Below are 21,854 nucleotides of genomic sequence, written 5' to 3'. Positions count from 1 at the left end.
GCTTAAATCAAATCATCTACACTACGCCCTAACAAACCAGAGGCGACGAGTAAGGCAGATTTGGCACCCGCTTCCAAAAGTGGGATCCCATATAAAGAATACGACCCACACAACCAAAGATTACAATTGGGATTGGAATGTAATTTTGTGATTCTTTGGATGGCTTTGGCTGTTTTTTCGTCCATTACAGGCCTTTCAAACTTTGCAAACTTCAAGGTATCACTTTCCTTGGGGAGTTTGTGTGGATTCCATGTTTGAAATATCTTTTTGCCTTTTAGTTCAGGTATGATCCTTCCTAAATCCAAAGTTACTTCCGGTTTGTCATAACCATCTCTAATTTTAAAAACTAAAGATAAGGATACATTTGAAAAATAAGATTCGTCTGTATGTAAAACCACATCACTCGACTCATAACGGAATTCACTTAAAATATCTTTTTCTAGTTCAAATCCAACACCAAGAAGATCCCTTGCTTGGTTTGCTTGTGTAGAAAGAATTATATGTTCAAATTCCCTTTCTTCATTGGCAAATTGGATGATGGTTTTATCAGCCTTTTTGTAGATCCTTTGGATGCCTGCATTGAGTGTAAGATTTTGCAAATCGGCGGTCAGACGGTTTACAATGTCTCTTGTACCAAACCTCGCTGTTTCTTGAGGTGTATATGAATAACCTCTCGAGTGATATCCGATAATAGTTTCTGCCGGATAGGCTCCTACAGTTTCTGTCTTACATGTATTTACGAGTGCGAATGTAGGAAGTAAAAATTCAAAAATAAACTCTTTGGAATATTTATATTTAATTAAAAAATCCAAAATAGAAATTGTTGGGTCTTCATTTTTCCAATCGTCTTTTGCGTTCGCATAAAACTTTAATAGATCTGAAAAAATTTGAACTCCCTTTAAAGATACAAAGGAATCCATTGTGGGAACACCAAAAGGAATTCCAAACAGTTGATGAGAACGAAATCCAAATATTGCTTCTTCATTAGATTCCACTCGAAAAGAATAATCAACGGCTCTTGTTTGAATTCCCGCTTTATCGTATACCTGGAAAAGTGTGGGGTAATAATCTCTTTTAATAGTTCTAAAAGGAATATCAAATTCGATTTCTATTCCATCAATCACTTGTTTTGCGCCGAATGCAGCCATTCCAATCTCAGAATGTTTTTCGAATAAGGTTACATCCTTAAATTTACGAATCATCCAAGCAGCAGTAAGACCAGTAATTCCGGAGCCGACTATACCAATCACTTCATACTTCCTGTTTTCAAGAACTGGATATGCCAAGAAAGTGCTTTCTCTAAGTCATGAGGAGTATGTTTTCCTCTCGAAACACGAAGAGCATTTTCATAATACTCGCGAAGTCTGTCTCTGTAAGAAGGATGAGCACAATTGTTAATGATGAGCTCTGCTCTTTTTTTAGGAGGACAACCCCTAAGATCAGCTAACCCTTGTTCGGTAACAAAAATCATGGTAGAATGTTCGTTGTGATCTGTATGTGATACCATCGGAACCACCGCAGAAATATTTCCATCTTTTGCAAGGGATGGAGTCATAAAAATAGAAAGGTGCGAGTTCCTTGTGAAGTCACCAGAACCACCAATTCCATTCATCATTGATGTTCCCATCACATGAGTGGAATTTACGTTTCCATAAATATCAACTTCGATAGCCGTATTCATAGCAATGAGCCCCATTCGCCTGATGACTTCAGGATGATTTGAAATTTCCTGCGGTCGAATGACAAACTTTGATTTCCATTCAGCGATATTCTCATGAAATCGTTTCAGCCCTTTTTCTGAAAAAGTCAAAGCGGATGTAGAAGCAATTTCTAATTTTCCTGCATCAATCAAATCAAATACCGAATCTTGAACCACTTCGGTATACATTTGTATGGAATGGAAGTTAGGATCTTTTGCCATACTAGCAAGCACTGCATTAGCAATATTACCTACTCCATTTTGAAACGGAAGGTATTCCTTGGGAATCCTTCCCATTTTGATTTCGTGTTGGATAAAAGATAAAACATGAGCCGCAATGTTTTGGCAATCTTCATCCGGAGTTTTAAATACAGTGGCCGCATCCGGCTTACTGGAACGTACAATCCCTTTAATTTTATCGGGGGAAACTTGGATATAAGGAAGGCCGATCCGATCACCTGGTGTGATGATGTTAATAGGAAGTCCCTTTTCGTGATGGTTGGGAAGATAAATATCGTGATATCCTTTAAGTTCTAAAGGATGAGTATCCGTTAGCTCAATAAAAACAGATTCCGCATTACGGATATAAGTGGCACTCATACCAGAAGATGTGGAAAGATAAATTTTTCCATCAACGGTAACGTCGATTGCTTCAACAATTGCCACATCAATTTTTGGCAAAATTCCATGTTCAATGTATTTTACTACATGAGATAAATGCATATCGATGAAATCCGTTTCACCTTGATTGATGAGATTACGAAGGTGAGAATTAGACTGATAAGGAATTCTTAGTTTTAAAGCACCCGTTTTTGCAAGAGCTCCATCCAGCTCATCACCGGTAGATGCACCCGCATACAGATTGATTGAGAATTCATTCCCTATTTTTTTTTCCTCTTCAATTCGTTTTGCGAATGCTACAGGGATAAGTTTAGGGTATCCTGCCGGTGTGAATCCCGAACATCCGAGAGTTACATGCCTAGGCAATAATGTCGCAACTTCTTCTGCTGTTTTTGTTTTTTGTTCAATTAGTGAGTTGTTAACGGGCATAAATGCAAATTCTCTTCTTTGACCAAAGATAAAGAGATTGCATAAAAATAAAAAGTCCAAATTCTGAACGTATGGATTTTCTCTTATATCTGTATTGTCTGGTTTTTGGAATCATTCTCATTGCTCCTTTTGTATTGTTTCATTACAAATTCAGGCTTGATGAATCTCCTTTTGGAAAAGATGAGGACGCCTATCTAAAACCGATTACAGAGAAAAAAAGAAACCTACTTGATTCATTAAAAGACATTCGTTCTGATTTTGACTCAGGAAAACTAACAGAAGAAGAATTTCAGAACCAATCCCTACCTTATATTGAAGCCTTGGATTCTGTCGAGATGGAATTAAAGGACAAAAAGTTGAATGTGGCTAACACAACAATTTTACAATCTCCAAAACTCAACGAAAATTGGACATGTGCCAGCTGTGGTTCGTTTGTTGCTGTTCCGAATGCAAAGTTTTGCCCTAATTGCGGAACAGGTCGCCTAGCATAAAATACCAGTTTTCTATTTACGTAGAACCAGAAAACTGCATATCGTACAATCGTTTGTATTTAGAATTTTGATTTTTTAGTAGATCAGTATGGCTACCACTTTCGACGATTTCACCATTTTCTAAATAATAAATCGTGTCTGCTATTTTTACCGTAGATAAACGGTGAGCAATGATGATAACAGTTTTATTTTCGTATAACCGAACAAACGCTTGTTGGATGAGTCTCTCCGATTCTGTATCCAAAGCAGATGTTGCCTCATCTAAAATTAATACTTCTGGATTAGCAAGTAATGTCCGAGCAATCGAAATCCTTTGTCTTTGCCCGCCAGACAACATCACACCACGTTCCCCAACAATGGTATCATAACCTTCTTCAAACGCTTCGATGAACTCAGATGCAAATGCATCTTCGGCCGCACGGCGAATTTCTTCTTCAGAAGCATTTGGTTTTCCGAAAGCAATGTTTTCTCTAACCGAACCATTAAATAAAAAAATATTTTGGGAAACCACCCCGATTCGTTTTCGTAAATTATCTAAACTCAAATCTTTAGCATTCACATCATCCCAAAAAATACCACCGCTACTCGGATCAATCAATCTCGGCAACAAATCAACTAACGTTGATTTACCGGCACCAGAAGATCCAACAATTGCGATAGTTCCTCCAAGTGGTAATGTCAGATTGATATTTTTAAGTGCATACAAATCAGTATTTGGATATAAGTAGGATACATTTTTATATTCGATGGCCTTTGACAATTGGCCTAGTGGGTTTGGAAATTCTGGTTCTTTAATATCTACATCTCGTCCTAAAATCTCAAACACACGATCACTTGCAATCACTGAGGCTTGGATCAAATTCACAAGAATACTCATTTGTTTTAAAGGACGCATTAAAAAAATCAAAGTTAGGAAAAACGCAATGAACATCCCTTTGGAAAAACTAGCATCCTCCAATAAATAAGCGCCTATCCCTAAAAAAACCATCGTTACAACTGAGCCAGATAACTCTGTTAAGGCGGGGCCTATTTGATGGTAAAAATGTGTTTTAAAAGTTTTATCGGAAAGGTTTTGATTTACTTTTAAAAATCGATCAGCTTCTTTGTCTTCCATCGAAAATGCACGAATCACTCTGATCCCGGAAATAACTTCCTGAAGATCCCCATTCAATTCAGACAATTGTTCCTGTTGGTTTTTTGTGGTTCGCCGAATACGATCTGCAAAAGTACTTACTGGCCCAACAATTAAGGGAATAACAATGAATAACAAAAAAAACAACTTCCAACTTAACACAAGTAAGATGATTAAATGAGTTACTATATAAAAAAAATCGTTAATGGCATCTTTTAAGTCGTTAGAAATGACCTTTCCGACAATGTCGACGTCGTTAATGACACGGCTCATAAGAACCCCTGTTTTTTCCCGATAGAACTCGTTCAACGGCAATACTTGAAGTTTTTTATAGAGTGCTTGCCTGAGATCACTGACGGCAAGAAGGCCTGCTGAGTTGACAAAGTAAACTGTCCCCGCAAGACAAATGAGTTTTAAAAAGTAAATGGGTAGGATGATGAGGCAAAATAAATACACCAAGTCATCGGGTTTTTTATCTGCAAGTTCCTCGTTTGTACTCTGTTTGAGATTGGCAAATTGCCATTCCCAATACTTCAATCCTTCGAGTTTGTCTGGTTTTTTATATTCGGAAAGTAAAGCCTGGTCTTTTTTGGTCAGGGCGATTTGAAACTTGTAATTTTCGCCGGTTCCAAGAGAATCAAAAATAGGAATGAGAGACGTGAGGGAGGCTCCATTAAAAATGGAAACAAATATGGACAAGAAAACACCGAGGCTAAGTCTGTATTTGTATTTTGCCAAGTATGGCCAGAGTTTTCGGTAAATCTTCACGTATGAGAACCTTATCCCTCGTTTTCTTTCTCTTGTCCCTCACTTTTTGCCGGAAGGAACCTTTCGATTTTGACTTAAAAATCGCACTCCCTTCAGACCCTGCTCATTTGGATCCCCTATTCATCACAGATTTATCCGGTCAGAAATTATCAAAATTCCTCCACCAAGGTTTATTTTCTCGCGATCCAAAAGGTTTTCAATCCCCTTGGATCCTAACATCCCAAAAAATCCCTCATCCGAATCGAGAGATCTGGCGCTTCCAACTCCGTCCCGCGGCACCTGCTCTAGAAGACATAAGATTCAGTCTATCACGTCTGGTTCAGGAAAGTTACCCTAGAAAAGGAGACTATCAGTTCCTACTGGCAGTTCGTTCCTTATCCGAAAATCAATTGGAATTAGAATTTCAAAAGGGCACAATGGAAACGGAATGGAAAGAGAAACTCAGTTTACCTTTTGCATCTATCATTGGCAAAGAAGAATGGGAACGCGGAGTTTTACATTCTTATGGAAAATACAAACTCCTCTCTTGGAAAAAAAATGAATTCTTAGACCTTCATTTACAAAAAGAAAGTGATTCTGATTTTCCCAAAAAAATTCGGTTCCTCATTTTACCACAATCTTCCACTTCCCTATTTTTGTATCGTAAAGGTAAGTTAGATGCGTTTAAACTTACGGATTTTCTTCTTTCAATACCAGAAGCAAACCAGGAATCCACTCTCACAAAAAGAGGACGATCAGTTCAATACATAGCGATCAACCAAAACAATTCCTGTTTCGATAAACACTTTCGAACCGCTCTTAACTTAGCGATCCCTCGGCATTTGATCATTCAAAAATTATTAGAAAACCATGCAGATCTCACCTATGGGCCCATTCCTTTGAATTATATAGAAAAAATTTCAAAAGGAGAAGTTCACCAAGAGCAGACGTATGATAAAAACTTGGCAATTGCAGAGTTAGAACAATCTAGTTGTTATCCAAAAATCAAAACAACAAGTTTGGAATTTCGAATGCGTGGGGATGATGAAAACCAAACCAAAGGACGGGCCATCAAACAAGCATTAGAAGAAATCGGGCTCATCATCAAACTAAGGCCAATGGAGAAAGCTCCCTTATATAAAGAAAATGGAGAGGGTAAGGGAGATCTAACCCTATTAACTTGGTATTCCGATTTTGATTCTATTTGGAATTTTTTAGATCCCCTATTCCATCCAGAAAAAATGGGGAATGGAGGGAATCGTTCCTTCTACCTAAATCCGGAAGTCGGAAGGATTCTAAACAAACCTTCGAAAACGGATAAAGATGCGCTCCAAGTCATTACAAAAATCAAAGAAGATAAACCCTGGATTTTCCTTTGGTCCATCCAAGAAAATTATCTAGTGTCTAAGGAGTTTCTTCGTTATAACGTGCTCGCCGATTTTCTATAAGTGGCGGTTCCAATTCGACAGAGTCTACTGCAGTTGGTTGGATACGACTTCCCTGCGAATCATAAGTGGAAATCTCTGAATCATCATCAATAAGTTCTGGTCTGAGAGTTGTGTTTTGAGTAGGAGGTTCTTGTTTTACAAAACCTGCTCGTTTGGGAGGTAAGTCTCCAATGTAATAATATTGCGCGTAAAGCGGAACCTTACAAATATAATCTGGTGTTGTTTCTATAATGGTTCCGTCATCTGCACAAACATCCACTTTTACAAAATCTCCAACAAAATTTGGAATCAACTGATTCCCCATTCCAAGTTTCGATTTTACATTTTGAGTGTACCGGTACCAAATCCCTCCGGATACCCCAGATCCCGACCCAGGGAATGGTGCTCCTTCATCATGGCCTACCCAAACAACAGTTACATTTCTCGGTGTGAGACCAGCAAACCAAACATCACGAACACCTTTTAGTCCTTTCCAACGAGAAGATTTCAGTTTGGGAGATTGGACTGTTCCTGTTTTTCCAGCATACAAAAAAGGTTCTCCTTCCTTTTTCTTTAAAGTCATCGTGCCTTCTTCGGTAAGAACAGATTGTAAAGTATTGATAGCCATAGCGCAGGCTACCGGATCTAATATTTGTTCTGCGGCCTCATTGGCCACAGTACTATAAAATTCATTCCCATCTAAGTCAGTAATTTTGATAATTTTTCTGGGAGTTACTCGCCTTCCACCATTCATCAACGTTGCATAAATGACAGAAAGTTCCATCGGGCTTAACTCCCCAGAACCAAGTGCTAATGATAAATTTCTTTGGAACCGACTTTCTGCTTCCTCCTCTGGGATCGATAGAATGGCACTTAATTTCTGAATGAAATAAGAAATCCCAATTTCATGTAATAACTTTACAGAAACTGTATTCACTGATTGCGCAAGTGCTTGCCTCACAGTGATATCACCTTTATAACCCTTATACCAGTTTTTTGGTGAATAACCAGAGATATCTAATTTTTCGTCTTTGATTTTGGAAGAAGGATTCACTATCCTTTTTTCAAAGGCAAGCGCATAAACGAGTGCTTTGATTGTTGATCCTGGTTGACGTCTAGCATCTTCTGCACGATTAAATCGGAACACGTTGGATATTTTATATCCACCAACCATGGCCTCAATGTCCCCAGTTTCGGGATCGAGAGAGATCATAGATCCACTTAATTGAGGTAATATGGCGCGAGTGACTTCTGCCAAATCCGCCTTACCTTTGTTTTGGTATTCTGATTCTTGTTTCGTAAGATCGGCTCTGACTGAGTCTACGCCCACACGTAAGGCCTCTTCGGCGAGTCTTTGTTTTTCTAAATCCAAAGTAGTATAAACAAGTAATCCGCGTTCTTCTAAATCTTCATTTGAAAATCGTTCTAAAATGAATCTTCTGATTTCCGAGTTAAAATCAGGAGCCAAGTTGACTCGAAAATCCTTATCGGCACCATATTTCCCAATTTCACTAGAGTATTTAGGATTTCCTTCCTCATCTTTGTGTTCTTTGATTTTGTAAATGGTTCGGAATTTTTTTAAGTTCAACTCAATCGAATCAGAAAACTTATGAGGGATTTCTTTTTCGGAAGGATGAAGTTCCGGATTTCTAGCCATGTCATATAACACTCGTTTCTGTCTAGAAAGTGCGATCCCTAAATTTCTAACCGGATTGTATACGCTCGGTGCGGGAATGATTCCTACAAGAAGGGCAGCTTCCTCCGGACTAAGTTCTGAAGCAGGTTTACGAAAATAATACCTTGCAGCTTCTTCAACTCCAGTATTCCCTTCTCCAAGAAAAATTTGATTTAGATACATTGCCAAAATTTCTTCTTTAGAATATTGGCTTTCTATATAAAAAGTACAATAGAGTTCGGTCAGTTTATTAAATAAATTTCGTTTCCCTAAATTTAAAGTAAGTTTGGCTAACTGCTGGGATATGGTTGAACCACCTTGGGACAATCGAAACTGCACCAAATTAGTAACAACTGCGCGACCAATGGCAGTATAATTCAAACCTGAATGAGAAAAAAATTCCCGATCTTCAGAAGAAAGTACAGCCCAAACAATAACATTATGTTTTCCTAAATTATCAGTACGGATAGGCCTAAAGTTACGTCGATAGAACTCACCCATCACCTTACCACTGCGATCCAAAATCTTTACAGACTTTGGTTGGAAACTATCATAAAAGTTTGAAACTTCCGATCTATATTTCTCCAGTGATTTATGGACTCGAGCTTCCTCACCCGACCAAACCACATAGGCGCCACCTAAAAAGAAAAAGGACAAAAAGATTCCAAGAACAAATCCTAATGTAAAAAATCGAACTCGGCGGATCCAGAAAAACCGAATAAGGTCCGTTAAATGTCCATATAGGACTTCTAAAATAAGAACAAAAGAATTGGGTTGTTGATTCATTTCTTTTTACCTTTGGATTTCGGAAAAACTAGTTTTTCTACTTCTTCAAAACGAGTCACAGGATAGAAAGTCACTCCACGTTTGACATAGTCAGGGATTTCTTGAAATGCCCTTTCATTGTCTTTAGGGAAAATGATTTTTTTGACACCCACTCGTTTGGCAGCGACTATTTTTTCTCTTAACCCTCCGATGGCAAGAACTTCACCAGTTAACGTAAGTTCACCGGTCATACCAAAACCTGGTGCAATTACTTGTTCAGTTACAAGAGAAAGAATGGCCGTTGCCATTGTAATTCCTGCACTTGGGCCATCTTTGGGAGTAGCACCATCAGGAACATGTAAGTGGATTGCTTTTTTATCAAATAAACTATCGTTGTTTATATGGTTTTTGACAAAAGATAAAGCAATGTTTGCTGATTCTTCCATCATTTTTCCCATTTGCCCAGTCAGTGTGAGACCACCTTTACCAGGAATAAGGACTGCCTCAATAAGGAGAGTTGATCCACCAGCATTGGTCCAAGCAAGGCCGAGTGCCGTTCCCGGAACCTTAGGGCTAGTCATACGGTCATCCACAAACGGTGGTGTTCCCAGATACTCTACCAAATCTTTTTCACGGATTTCCTTAGAATACTTTTCCTTTAACACCTGTTTTAAGGCAATTTTTCGAACTAACTTATCAAACGTTTTTTCGAGTCCACGAAGACCCGACTCACGAGAGTAAGAATTGATGAGTAAAGCCACCGTCTCCTTTTTCATAGAAAAAGAATCTGGGTTTAATCCATTTTTTTCAAAGATTTTTTTCCAAAGATACTTCTGAAAGATCTGTACTTTTTCTTCTGTGATATAACCTGAGAGTTGAATGACTTCCATACGATCGAGAAGTACCCGAGGAATTGGCTCAAAAGTATTTGCTGTGGCGATAAATAATACATCTGATAAATCAAAAGGTAAATCCAGATAATGATCACGAAAATTTGAATTTTGTTCTGGATCTAATACCTCAAGAAGTGCCGCTTGTGGATCTCCTTGATAACCTTGAGACATCTTATCAATTTCATCTAATAAAATCACGGCATCTCTTTCTTTGGTGATTTTTAAGGCATTGATGAGTTTCCCAGGCATAGCTCCAATATAAGTACGCCTATGTCCTTTGATTTCTGCTTCATCCCTAACCCCACCTACAGAAAAACGATAAAATTTTCTGCCCAGCGCTTCCGCCACTGATTTAGCGATGGATGTTTTTCCCACACCTGGTGGGCCCACCAAACAAAGAATCGATCCTTTACTTTTTGGATTTAATTTATGAACTGCTAAAAACTCTAAGATCCTTTCTTTCACATCTTCTAATTTATGATGGTCTCGGTTTAAAATTTTCTTTGCATGGATTAAATTTACATCTTTTTCGACTGGTTTTTCCCAAGGAAGAGCATCTACCAAATCCAAATAGTTTCTAATCACATTATAATCACTGGAAATTGGATCTGAGTTTTTGAATTTATCAATTTCTCTATCCACTTCTACAATGATTTCATCAGCAACAGGAACAGACTTTAATCGTTCCAGAAGTTTTTCGTATTTGATTTCTGTTTTATCTTCACCAGCACCTAACTCTTGCTGAATGGCTTTCAACTGTTCTCTAAGAAAAAACTGACGTTGTTGATTATCTATTTTATCGTTGATTTGTTCTTGAATTTTTTTCTGTAAAACAACCAACTCAATTTCTTTTTTAAGGTATAATAGGACTTTTTCTAAGCGATCATTGATTTGAACGGCACCAATCACAGATTGGTATTCTTCTTTTTCTAAGTTCAAAATGGAACAAACAAAATCAGCCATTTTTGCTGGTTCATTCACATTCATCATTGTAAGTTTCATATCCTCTGTGAACAAAGGATTGTTTTGTGCTAATTCTTTAGTTAAAATAAGTAAGGTTCTCATCAGAGCCTTAATATTATTTTTACTGGTGCCAAGTTCTTCTTCAGGATAACTTACATTAGCAATGAGTATCGGCTCTTTCGTATGAATCGAGTTGACTTTGAACCTTTGGATGGTGTTAACAAGAATATTCATTCCCCCATCTGGCAGATTTATTTTTTTTAAAATCCGAGCCACAACACCTATTTGAAATATATTTTCTTCTGAAGGAAGATCCGACTCATCTTCTTTTAGCAGAATCAGACCCAAAAAACCTGCACCTTTCGATGACTCTTCGATAGAATGAATGAAACGACCAGGAGGAACAATTAAAGGTGTAATGATTCCTGGGAATACAGGCCTTACCTTAATGGGGAGAAGGAAAATTTGTTTCGGAAGGGAATCTTCCAATCTCGCAAGCTTCGTTGGGTTTTCCCAAAATTCATTTGTTTCCAATCGGAGTCCTACCTTATGATTCTATCTTATCAGGCCCAAGTGCTAACATTTTATCACGAAACATAGCAGCCTTTTCAAAATCCAAGTCCGATGCAAAACGTAACATTTCTCGTTTCAAAGCATCGCGTAACTTGTCTTTGGTTTTATATTTCTTCAAAGTAAATTCTTTTTCCATTTCCTTGAGAGCTTCTTCCTTACTGTCTTCTTCCGCCATTTCTCGCGGTAGAATGTCATGAATTTCCTTAATGATACTTTGCGGAGTGATTCCCATCTTAGTGTTGTGGGCTTCTTGAATTAGACGGCGACGTTCCGTTTCGCTGATTGCTTTTTTAATCGAATCCGTCATTCTGTCTGCATAGAGAATGGCTTTACCATTTACGTTTCTTGCAGCACGCCCAATGGTCTGAATGAGAGACTTATAATTACGAAGGAACCCTTCCTTGTCCGCATCCAAAATAGCAACAAGAGAAACCTCAGGGATATCCAATCCTTCCCTAAGCAAATTGATACCAACAATACAGTCATAGACACCTTTACGTAAATCTCTAATGATTTCCGTTCGTTCGATGGTATCAATTTCCGAATGGAGATACGCAATTTTTAAACCGACCTCTTTATAATAGTCGGTTAAATCTTCTGACATCTTTTTAGTAAGGGTGGTGATGAGTATCCTTTCCTTTTTTTCAATACGTAAACGAATTTCGTTTAATAAATCTTCAATTTGGTTTGTAGTCGGGCGAACTTCCACAACTGGATCAAGTAATCCCGTAGGACGAATGATTTGTTCAATGACCGCTTCACTTTTATCAATTTCATTTTGATCAGGTGTTGCCGAAACATACAAGGTCATAGGTGTGAGAGTTTCGAATTCCTGAAAATTCAAAGGTCGGTTATCGAGGGCACTGGGAAGGCGAAATCCAAAATCAACTAAGGTTAATTTCCTAGATCTATCTCCAGCATACATACCACCAATTTGCGGTAAGGTTACATGGGATTCATCAATGATGAGTAAAAAATCCAAGTTTGGAAAATAATCCAGTAAACAAGCAGGCCTTTCTCCTTCCTGCCTTCCTGTTAGGTGGCGAGAATAGTTTTCAATCCCACTACAATACCCAAGTTCCACAAGCATTTCCATATCATAATTGGTTCTGGACTCAATCCGTTCTGCTTCTAAATGTTTTCCTTGTTTGAGGAATTTATCTTTTTGTTCCGCCATTTCTGTTTTGATTTTTTCAATGGCATCTTTGATCTTGGGGCCCGAGGTAATGAAGTGTTTCGCAGGATATACAACCACCCGATCTAACTTGGTTTTTACCTTACCTGTCAGTGGATCAATTTTTGATAAACCATCAATTTCATCCCCAAAGAGTTCGATACGAATTCCTTCTTCTTGGTAAGAAGGCATAATCTCAATGGTATCACCACGAACACGAAAATTTCCCCGACTAAAATCGATGTCATTTCTAGCGTATTGGATGTGTAAAAATTTACGAATGATTTGATCCCGATCGATTTTATCACCGATTTTTAACATCACCACTGAGTTCATATAATCTTCAGGTGATCCTAAACCATAAATACAAGAGACAGAACTGACAATAATTACATCATCCCGTTCAAGTAAACTCGAAGTGGCACGTAACCTAAGTTTGTCGATTTCCTCATTCATTGACATATCTTTTTCAATGAATGTATCTGAAGAAGGTACGTATGCCTCTGGTTGGTAATAATCGTAATAAGAAACGAAATATTCTACAGCATTTTCTGGAAAAAATTCTTTAAACTCTCGAAAGAGTTGTGCTGCGAGTGTTTTGTTATGCGAAAGGATAAGTGTTGGTTTTTTGACACGAGTGATGACCTCTGCCATGGTAAAGGTCTTTCCTGAACCCGTCACACCAACTAGTGTGATTTTATTTTTACCCTCGCCGAAGGACTTTGCAATATTTTCAATTGCTTCGACCTGGTCTCCGGCAGCCTTAAAAGGAGAAACCATTTTGAAATTTGCCATAGGAACCTATGTTAGTTTACGAGTTGCTTTCAGTATAGCTTGTTTTCGATTGTCGCTGATTTCTAAATCTACCGAATCGAAAAGTTTTTGCATGACCATCATACCACGCATGAGTGTTGCTGTGGAAGAAAACTTACCTCTCTGAATATCATCTTCTAGGTTAAAGTCTTTTACAGTGTTGATCATTTCGATGGTGAAGATTTTGTTTTTATCGATTTTAAAAATCACTTCCACACCACCACCGTCACCATACTTTGCTGCGTTTTCAACTGCTTCTACAGTAGCAATACAAAGATCCATTCGTAACTCTTCAGCAATTCCATTTCGTTTTAGAAAATAATCAAGCCTTGCTCGAACATATTGCATCGGATTGTAAGAAAGGGCACCAAGAATGACAAACTGCTCTGTTGTACCCATCTTACGAACGATAGGGGACGTATCTGGAAGTAAATACTCTCTGGGGTCGATCGGGTTTGTTGTGATGATTTGATCTTTGATTAAATCTTCAAGGAGTGCCGTCATTACATCCAAAGTGGTATTGGGATTGTCCTTGAATTTCCTCTGAGTTTCCATAAACACCCAAGAGTGAAAATCGTTCACATTCCCCGAGAGGCCATTGGAGAACAAAGTCTTCACTTCTTTCTCTAACTCAGTTCTGGAGAGAGGGAACGGCATATATTCCCATTTCAACGGGAACGGAGGACTTGTAAATTGTTTTATCCTTTGGGATTAGTCCGTGTTTTTTCTTGGCGCAGTGCTTCATAAAGCACAATGGCCACAGCGTTGGAAAGATTGATGGAACGACTCACCTCTGCCATAGGTAAGGAAATAATCTGCTCCGGGGGGCAGGACTTATGAATTTCTTCAGGAAGACCCGATGTTTCCCTTCCAAAAAGAAAAACATCTTTCGCCTGGAAATTGACATCCCAGTACACCCGAGTTCCAAACTTAGAAACTAGGAAAATTCGGCTCCCTTCGGCCTCTTTTTGGGTTCGGAACTCTTCAAAGTCAGCAAATCGCCTTAGGTCCAAATCCTTCCAATAGTCAAGGCCAGCACGCCGGACGGCCTTTTCGGAAAGGTCAAACGACGGCTCCCCCACAATGGAAAGAGGGACACCGACATTCACACAAAGCCTAGCGATATTACCTGTGTTAGGTGGTATTTCTGGTCTAAAAAGTGCGATCTCCAAATCGTGAATTACTTTTTATTCTTTTTTTCCAAAGATTTCTGCAAGGCCAGTCCAAAACTAGATACTGCACCGGGAGCCTCTTCTTTGGACATATATTCTTGGTATTCCATCCGATCCTTGGCTTCGTTTGCTTTTGAAATCGACAAAGCAATTTGTCTTTTTTCCGGATTGATTTCCAAAACAAAAACTTCTAACTTTTGACCAGGATTAAATACCGTATTCAAAGGGGTGCGAGAAGGAACTCCTGTTTCTTTGTTGGGTACAAGACCAGAGAAATCATCACCTAACCTAACGAAGAGGCCAAATGGTTTGATCGATTCTAAGGTTCCAGTGATAATATCGGATTCTTTAAAAGGTAGTTTTCCAGACCATGGATCACTTAAAAAATCTTTTACACTGAGAGAGATTTTGTTTGTAGACCAGTCCAAAGTCAGGATTTTAGCACGAAGAGTTTCTCCCACACGAAATTCCGTGGTGAGATCCGCATTTTTTTTATAAGTTGCTTCGGATTGAGGAACCAAAGCATCAAACCCATCCATGTCTACAATCAGACCAAATTTATGAATACTTTTAACTGTGCAGGAAACAAAGATCCCAACTTTCAACTCATCGCGTAACAGTTGTTTTTTTGTTTCTCTTTCTTTATCAGCAATTTTCTTCTGAGATAAAACAATTTTGTTTTGTTTTTTACCAATTTCAGAAATCACAAATTTAATTCGTTTTCCTGCGATGTTTTTACCTTTTAAGGAAACATCCAATTGGCTAAAGGGTACAAATGCAGAAAAACTACCTAGTTTGACATCCCAACCACCATTTGCTTCTACAAGCATTTGGCCAAGAACAGGAATTTCATACTGTGTTGCCATCTCCATATGTTCTTCTGTTAGGTTGTCTCCAGACAGACAGGTGGTAAAATAGAAATCACCCGAGTTTTCTTTGAGAAAATAAACAACAAGAGAATCACCAACTTTGGGCGAAACTTCCTCTCTCCACTCTTCAATAGAGATATTTCCTGTGATTTTATTCTCTACAGTACGAATGAACACATAATCATTCTTAACAGCTGTTACTTTGGCTTCATGACGTGAGCCAGGTTCGATGGATTGTCTTTTTTTAAAACTTTCTTCTAATAAACGGTCAAATTCTGAGGATGGGCCTTTCATTTTGCGGTTCCTTCCTTGGTGGGTTTGGGGGTATAGACCAATTTTCCTCCTAATACCATGGATTCAATTGGAAATATTCCGGAAGCGCGTTTCAAAGGATTTTCGTTATGAATGGAGAAATGGGCCGTCCCGCCGACACGGATTCTGCCTTCATGGTCGGCACCGATAAAGGTACAAGTCCTTAGGGTCAAAGTTTGGATGATTTCCCGACGGATTTGTGGTAGGGTTTCCGGATCTGCATTGGTCGAAAGCAAACTAGGCGAAAAAGAACCAAAAAGTGAGGTCCAAAATCCCGGTTTGCCCGAAGGAAGGTCTACCTTTCTCTCCTTTGGTTTTGCCAAAAGGGATTCCCAAAGCCGCACTTCTACAATGGCCGCTTGTCCGGGAAAAAGTCCCCAGTGCCCAGCCCCACTTGCAAAGAGAAGATTCTTTCTAGCCTCAGCCTCCGTTTGAAAGGTGGATTGGTATTCCGAAAACGAGTTGGATGTGAGGTTTTCTTCTTCCCCCTCCCCTTCTGACTCTGTGGATAAAGAATCCTTCCAACGAGACCCAAAAACAGAATGAAGCTCAGACCAAACCTGGATTTCTTTTTTCCAATCATCCGGTTTTTGTTTTAGGTTTTGGAGGTATAAAATGGATAACATAGGGGCCCAACGGAAGTCCCGTTTTTGGGCCCGGTAGAGGTTGGTTCCCTCTGGCATGGGATGGAAGATCACCGGAAAACTAGTGTCCAAAGCATCTTCCCAGCTCGTTTTGTCTGAGAAAGTATAGGCAATCGGAAGGTATCCTTTCTCCTCCGCTTCCCTTCGTTTGGCATAAAGTTCGGTTTGCGAAAACCCCCTGTTTTCCACTTCTTTTAAAAAAATGGGGAGGTGGCGGTTTCGTTTGGGATCAATTGCCTGACCAAGACCCGAAGTGTAAACGGATCCTTCTCCCGCAGGCAATTCAGAATACAAAGCTGGCTTTTGGGATTGGGTGAGTATGGGTGCAAACCACTTCGATTTGATGATTTCGTTCTGTAAGTTAGATACATTGGGATCAGCCACCGATTCAATATGGCTAAATCCAGCAGCTAAATACCCGGATAGGTAAGTGGGAAGTTCTTCACGGCCCGTTTTTCCACCGCGTGCATTCGATCCCAAAGTGACAGAAGCATCACAAAACCCAGGCAATAAGTACTTAGGTTGTACAATTGGTGTTCCTTCTTTTAAGGAAATGATTTTGCCTTGGACCACCTCTAAATCGACAAATCCACCGAAATTGGCCTTTTCACTCTCCCAGATCCGAACCGATTTCATTTTCAAATTTTGAGACAAAAGTATCGTGGGGGCAAAAGCCGATAGGAATAAGGAGAGGAATAGAAGCCTGCGGTTTTTCATACTAGCGGTCTTAGTTACCTTGACAGTAAGGACTAGAATGGAAAAGATTTCGGGTATGGGAAAGGAAACAAGCGAGATTTCTGATCACATCAAATTACACATCGAAAATGGGAAAATTCTCTCGCTAAAGACTCACCGGGTCTCCAAATCCGTTGAGGAACACATCAAGGAAGCCGTAGGTCTGATCCTGGATCGCCTTACCTATCCCACTCTTGTCCCTACTCTTTACACCATCATCAAAGAACTGGCGATCAATGCCTGCAAGGCCAACCAAAAACGTGTCTTTTTTGAAGAACGCGGATACAGTATGTTAAACCCTTCACAGTATGCAAGGGGAGTCAGAGAGTATCGTGAAATGTTCTCAGAAGAGATGTCGAACGAATTTGGAATGAAAGCCAAAAAGAAAGGATACTATTGTTTAATTAACTTTAAATTCACTGACGATGGAATCACTATCGAAGTCATCAACAACACACCCATTGCCAAAGAAGAAGAAAAAGCAATCCGAGAACGATTGGAGAAAGGAATGGTGTATGACGACATCGCTCAGTTCTACATGGACAACGCAGATACCACAGAAGGTGCTGGTCTTGGTCTTGCTCTCATTCTCATTATGCTCAAAGGGGAAGGTATTGATCCCAATTTCTTTCGTATCATCATCGGAGAAGATTCTACCATTGCTCGGTTGGAAATTCCCCTCTCTGATAAATTCATCTCTGTCCGCGACCCCAACCAAATTTAAATATGCCTCTTCCTTTATCCTGTGCCATCATTACCCTCAACGAAGAGGATAATATTTCTCGCACGCTTGTTGCCCTTTCTTTTATAGAAGATATCGTTGTGATCGATTCTGGTTCGACAGACAAAACAGTTGAGATTGCTAAATCCTTAGGTGCACGCGTTTTTTTTCGTAAGTTCGACAACTATGCAGATCAAAAAAACTACGCCATTGAACAGACCAAGTTTGACTGGGTTCTTGCGATTGATGCCGACGAAGTTGTATCGATCGGTCTACAAACTGAAATTTCAAATTTATTTACCAAAGACAAATTACAATCCGTAGGGTATCTTGTTCCACGTTTGACTTATTATTTAGGTAAGTGGATTCGATTTGGTGGATACTATCCTAACTACCAAATCCGTTTGTTTAAAAAAACTGCAGGAGAATTTAGCGGTGGTTTGGTGCACGAAAGAGTTAAACTTACAGGAAAACCAATCAAACTAAAAAATCCACTTTATCATTATTCTTATAAAAACATATCTGATCATTTACAATTCATTGATCGTTATTCTAGTTTGTTTGCTGAGGAAGAATTCAGAAAAGGAAAAACTAGTTCTGTTTTCTGGGCTTTTTTAAAAGCGTGTTTTAAAGGATTTTATATGTATTGGATCCGGTTGGGAATCCTAGATGGGAAACAAGGGTTTGTTCTCGCCCTTCTAGGCTTTTATTATAATTTTCTTAAGTATCTAAAGTTATATGAAAAATCGAAATCAATCTCTTCTTTCTTTGTTATGGTTGATTCGGTTCATGATGTAAAGAGCGGTAAATCCACCAAGGAAGATAGCAACCAAATTCACGTTGGATAGTTGAGTAGATCCAATTTTTGGTGACATGAGCCACATAATGATATCGCGGATGTAGGTTTGAAAGGTTGCAAAAACGATTAATGCACCAATCCCAGCAACGAAAGTGGATCCCCAAAATTTCCCAAGTAAGTCTTTACGTTTATAATAATAAAAATAATAGGCACAGGCTGCGGATGCGAGAAAAAAGAATAAAATATCTACTAGAATTGTCCATGGTTCCGATGGTGCGGCAAGCGGTAATGAAATCATTGTTCTTGTACCTGTCTAATACCTATTTTCGGTAAGCCATTGTTTAGTCCATAAGATAAAAAAAGAGGTTTTCCTTGTATTCAAAACACACCGAGATATTTGGGATCTTGGGATATCCCTTAGGCCATACCCTTTCCCCTTGGATTCATAACACTCTCTTCCAACTCTCTGGATATGATGGAGTGTATCTGGTATTTGAAAATCAAAGTTGGAAGGAGATAGGATTACGTCCCCTGATTGATTTGGGCGTAAAGGGTGTTTCTGTTACCATTCCATTCAAAGAATGGGCCTATTCACAAGCGAACATTGTTTGTAACGCATCGAAAACCATGGGTTCTTCCAATACCTTGCTGTTTCGCAACGAAATCCAAGCGGTAAACACTGATGGAACGGGAGCTGTCCTTTCGATTACTAAATCCAATTCCAAACTGTTAGATCCTGGAATCGAAAAACAAATTTTGTTACTCGGAAGTGGAGGAAGCGCCAAAGGAATCCTATTTGAAATTGCAGAGACTCTTAAAAATAACGCTCGTGACAAAAAGATCCAAAGAAAGATCAAACTTCTCGCAAGGAATGAATTCGCAACAAAAGAGATTTGTGATTCGTTAGGAAATCCTGATTGGATAACGATCACCACACACGAGGAATGTATGAAAGAAGCAGAGAATTATGATCTCATCATTCACACAACTCCTGTCGGTATGAAGGGATATGGTGGTGAACCATTACTCGATTCTCATTTTTTCACCAAAAAACATACGTTATTCGACATTGTTTACAATCCTTTGGAAACTGATTTGGTAAAACAAGCAAAGAAAAAAAAAGCGGAGATCATTCCTGGTTATCATATGTTACTTTACCAAGGAATTAGACAATTTGAACTTTTTACAAACTCAAAAGCCAAAACAAAATGGATTCAAAAAGTGGAATCTCTACTTTTAAAACAGCTGAAAACTAGAGTTTAAGTTTTATGAGTGTAAACAGAACCAATTGATTTAATAAAGAAACCAATGCAATTTTTAGATTTTTTACATAGCCTACAAAATATAGAAAAAACTAGAAACTTCAATGTATTCAAAGAATACACATTGGAAGGATTAGCAAAACTCTTTCAATCTCAGAGTTCCAAACACAAAATTCATAAACCCATTCGAATCAGCGTTGTGGGGACCAATGGGAAAGGTTCCACATCACACTACTTAGCTTCTCTTCTCTCTATTTTGGGATACAAAACAGGACTTTATACCTCACCCCACCTCCTCTCTCCTTTGGAACGATTTCAAGTGTTTCAAAATGGCAAACCACAAATTCCTAAAGAAGAAGATGTTGAGGCCTTCTTTAGGAATTCCGTCCTTCCTGATAAGAAAGAATTTGAATCTCTTTCCTACTTCGAATTTTTAACGATATTTTCTTATCTCTTCTTTTCTTTTCAAAAGACGGAGTTTGAAATTTGGGAAGCGGGACTTGGGGGAAGGCTTGATGCCACAAAACTTGTCCAAGCCGATTTTTTAGTACTTACTAAAATTGGAATGGATCATTCCGAAATCCTAGGTGATTCGAAAGAAAAAATCTGCCTAGAAAAATTGGGAATTCTAACAGATGTTTGCCGGGGTTTAGTTGCGATGGACCCAAATGATGAAGGTCTAAAATCCTTAATCCAAAATTTCCCGAAAAACAAAATCCCTGTTCGGATCCTCCCTCTCGATCCTAAGCCAACGTATTTAGAAACTAACTTTCTTTTTGCAAAGACTGCCCTCGCAGATTTTGTTCCCGAAAAAAAAGAACAAATCGAATCCATCTCCTGGAGGAATGCAGTAAGACCTCGCGGGAGAATGGAAGTCATTGGGCAGTCTCCAGAAATTGTCTTTGATCCTGCCCACAACCCCGATGCGATTGCCACCACAACCCGCGAATTCGCGAAATCCCACACCTCGTTTTCTCTGGTTCTCGGAAGTCTTCCCGACAAAGATCGGGAAGGGATTCTGGCAGAACTAGTAGATCTTCCCATTCTTTCCCTTTTTATTTGGGAGGGAGAAGGGTTTGGAACCTTTCCGGAACTCCCAGAAGTATTAGGAGCCAAAACGACCAAAGTGCAGACTGAAGGGGAACTCCTCCCCCTATTCCAAGGCAGTTCTCCCGTTTTGGTGTTAGGAAGTTTTCGCCTCTATGGAATTGTGGCAAAATTAATACAAAATACAACAAACATGTAAAATTGGACTTTACAAATGAATCCTGAACGACATTGTTCTTTTAGGAAACATCGTTCAGGATCATGCAAACGCCCAAAGAACATACACGAAAAGAAATCTTACAAGCGGCTCGGGATGAATTCATTCAACTCGGATTTGAGAAGGCTAGTATGCGAACCATTGCAAAAAAAGCAAAGGTCTCCACGAGTAATATTTACAATTACTTTGAAAACAAAGAACACCTTCTAACAGAGATTTTACAACCAGTTCTTTCTGGAATGGAAAAAGCCTTCGCTTATGTTTCACATCCAGATTATTTTGAAAAAAGGTTTAACGACAGTTATGATGCTTGGAAAGAACGTTTCCACATTGCTTTAGAATATGTAGACTCCAATCGAGATGACTTTATCCTTTTGTTAACCAAATCACAAGGTTCTCATCTGGAAGAGTTTCCTGATACAGTTCTCACTCGCCTCACAAAAATCAATTTCGAACAATATACATCTTTCAAAGAAAAAACACCAAGTTACAAAGGAGAAGTGAGTGAGTTTGTTGTCAGGAACATACTTTCCTTTTTTCTGAATATCTTTGTCCAAATGGTAAGACAAGGAATTTCTAAAGAAGATATGTTATTCTATCAGGATAGTTTCCTTAAATTTTTACACTACGGATACAAAGGATCGATTGCCTCTGATTTGAGTTGATTCAATCTG

Annotated in this window: 18 protein-coding genes; 7 read left to right on the top strand and 11 right to left on the bottom strand. The window is 38.9% G+C overall.

Features of this window, described 5'->3' with window-relative positions; genetic code table 11:
* Positions 1-2: 2 nt before the first annotated feature.
* Positions 3-1,250, bottom strand: coding sequence for an NAD(P)-binding protein (locus EHQ49_RS05950; RefSeq protein WP_135577775.1), 1,248 nt, complete (start codon positions 1,248-1,250; stop codon positions 3-5).
* On the bottom strand, positions 1,247-2,749 hold the full coding sequence (locus tag EHQ49_RS05945) for a succinate CoA transferase (protein ID WP_135577263.1): 1,503 nt from the start codon (positions 2,747-2,749) through the stop codon (positions 1,247-1,249). The genes EHQ49_RS05950 and EHQ49_RS05945 overlap by 4 nt, the downstream gene beginning before the upstream one ends.
* A 71-nt stretch (positions 2,750-2,820) precedes the next feature.
* Here EHQ49_RS05945 and EHQ49_RS05940 point away from each other — a divergent pair, with 71 nt between their 5' ends.
* Positions 2,821-3,240, top strand: a complete 420-nt coding sequence (locus tag EHQ49_RS05940) for a zinc ribbon domain-containing protein (protein ID WP_135577261.1) — start codon at positions 2,821-2,823, stop codon at positions 3,238-3,240.
* A gap of 16 nt (positions 3,241-3,256) precedes the next feature.
* Here EHQ49_RS05940 and EHQ49_RS05935 read toward each other — a convergent pair whose 3' ends face one another.
* Positions 3,257-5,140: an ABC transporter ATP-binding protein gene (locus EHQ49_RS05935; RefSeq protein ID WP_135577259.1), complete on the bottom strand. Its 1,884-nt coding sequence runs from the start codon at positions 5,138-5,140 to the stop codon at positions 3,257-3,259.
* A gap of 2 nt (positions 5,141-5,142) precedes the next feature.
* Here EHQ49_RS05935 and EHQ49_RS05930 point away from each other — a divergent pair, with 2 nt between their 5' ends.
* Positions 5,143-6,567: an ABC transporter substrate-binding protein gene (locus tag EHQ49_RS05930; RefSeq protein WP_135577257.1), complete on the top strand. Its 1,425-nt coding sequence runs from the start codon at positions 5,143-5,145 to the stop codon at positions 6,565-6,567.
* Here EHQ49_RS05930 and EHQ49_RS05925 read toward each other — a convergent pair.
* From EHQ49_RS05925 to EHQ49_RS05895, 7 genes are read right to left on the bottom strand one after another with little or no spacing between them, the layout of a single operon-like run.
* A complete protein-coding gene (locus EHQ49_RS05925; protein ID WP_135577255.1) occupies positions 6,524-9,007 on the bottom strand; it encodes a transglycosylase domain-containing protein in 2,484 nt (827 codons plus the stop codon). The two genes, EHQ49_RS05930 and EHQ49_RS05925, sit on opposite strands and share 44 nt — an antisense overlap.
* Complete coding sequence (gene lon / locus EHQ49_RS05920) at positions 9,004-11,376, bottom strand: endopeptidase La (RefSeq protein WP_135577253.1); 2,373 nt, start codon at positions 11,374-11,376, stop codon at positions 9,004-9,006. The genes EHQ49_RS05925 and lon overlap by 4 nt, the downstream gene beginning before the upstream one ends.
* A 13-nt stretch (positions 11,377-11,389) precedes the next feature.
* Positions 11,390-13,384, bottom strand: coding sequence for an excinuclease ABC subunit UvrB (uvrB, locus tag EHQ49_RS05915; RefSeq protein WP_135577251.1), 1,995 nt, complete (start codon positions 13,382-13,384; stop codon positions 11,390-11,392).
* Positions 13,385-13,390: 6 nt separating this feature from the next.
* The gene (locus EHQ49_RS05910; RefSeq protein WP_135577249.1) at positions 13,391-14,059 is read right to left on the bottom strand and encodes an ATP-binding protein; all 669 of its coding nucleotides are present in this window, start codon (positions 14,057-14,059) and stop codon (positions 13,391-13,393) included.
* 41 nt (positions 14,060-14,100) lie between these two features.
* Complete coding sequence (locus EHQ49_RS05905) at positions 14,101-14,574, bottom strand: tRNA (cytidine(34)-2'-O)-methyltransferase (protein ID WP_135577247.1); 474 nt, start codon at positions 14,572-14,574, stop codon at positions 14,101-14,103.
* A gap of 8 nt (positions 14,575-14,582) precedes the next feature.
* Positions 14,583-15,737: a S1 RNA-binding domain-containing protein gene (locus tag EHQ49_RS05900; RefSeq protein ID WP_135577245.1), complete on the bottom strand. Its 1,155-nt coding sequence runs from the start codon at positions 15,735-15,737 to the stop codon at positions 14,583-14,585.
* A complete protein-coding gene (locus EHQ49_RS05895) occupies positions 15,734-17,116 on the bottom strand; it encodes a hypothetical protein (RefSeq protein ID WP_135577243.1) in 1,383 nt (460 codons plus the stop codon). The genes EHQ49_RS05900 and EHQ49_RS05895 overlap by 4 nt, the downstream gene beginning before the upstream one ends.
* Positions 17,117-17,153: 37 nt before the next feature.
* Between EHQ49_RS05895 and EHQ49_RS05890 the strand changes: the two genes are divergently transcribed.
* Complete coding sequence (locus EHQ49_RS05890) at positions 17,154-17,858, top strand: histidine kinase (RefSeq protein WP_135577241.1); 705 nt, start codon at positions 17,154-17,156, stop codon at positions 17,856-17,858.
* Between the two features lie 2 nt (positions 17,859-17,860).
* On the top strand, positions 17,861-18,703 hold the full coding sequence (locus EHQ49_RS05885) for a glycosyltransferase family 2 protein (protein ID WP_135577238.1): 843 nt from the start codon (positions 17,861-17,863) through the stop codon (positions 18,701-18,703).
* On the opposite strand, the gene EHQ49_RS05880 is transcribed toward EHQ49_RS05885, so the two are convergent.
* On the bottom strand, positions 18,608-18,952 hold the full coding sequence (locus EHQ49_RS05880; protein WP_040917277.1) for a hypothetical protein: 345 nt from the start codon (positions 18,950-18,952) through the stop codon (positions 18,608-18,610). The two genes, EHQ49_RS05885 and EHQ49_RS05880, sit on opposite strands and share 96 nt — an antisense overlap.
* A gap of 74 nt (positions 18,953-19,026) precedes the next feature.
* Between EHQ49_RS05880 and EHQ49_RS05875 the strand changes: the two genes are divergently transcribed.
* From EHQ49_RS05875 to EHQ49_RS05865, 3 genes are all read left to right on the top strand, one after another.
* Positions 19,027-19,917 carry a shikimate dehydrogenase family protein gene (locus EHQ49_RS05875; protein ID WP_135577236.1) on the top strand — a complete coding sequence of 297 codons (891 nt, stop codon included), beginning with the start codon at positions 19,027-19,029 and terminating at the stop codon, positions 19,915-19,917.
* 45 nt (positions 19,918-19,962) lie between these two features.
* Complete coding sequence (locus EHQ49_RS05870; RefSeq protein ID WP_135577234.1) at positions 19,963-21,162, top strand: folylpolyglutamate synthase/dihydrofolate synthase family protein; 1,200 nt, start codon at positions 19,963-19,965, stop codon at positions 21,160-21,162.
* Positions 21,163-21,224: 62 nt separating this feature from the next.
* Positions 21,225-21,845: a TetR/AcrR family transcriptional regulator gene (locus tag EHQ49_RS05865; RefSeq protein ID WP_135577232.1), complete on the top strand. Its 621-nt coding sequence runs from the start codon at positions 21,225-21,227 to the stop codon at positions 21,843-21,845.
* Positions 21,846-21,854 lie beyond the last annotated feature (9 nt).

The sequence above is a fragment of the Leptospira perdikensis genome (assembly GCF_004769575.1).
Lineage (GTDB): Bacteria > Spirochaetota > Leptospiria > Leptospirales > Leptospiraceae > Leptospira_A > Leptospira_A perdikensis.
Note: the sequence above shows the minus strand (reverse complement) of the source record. Positions and strands in the feature narration are given on the sequence as shown.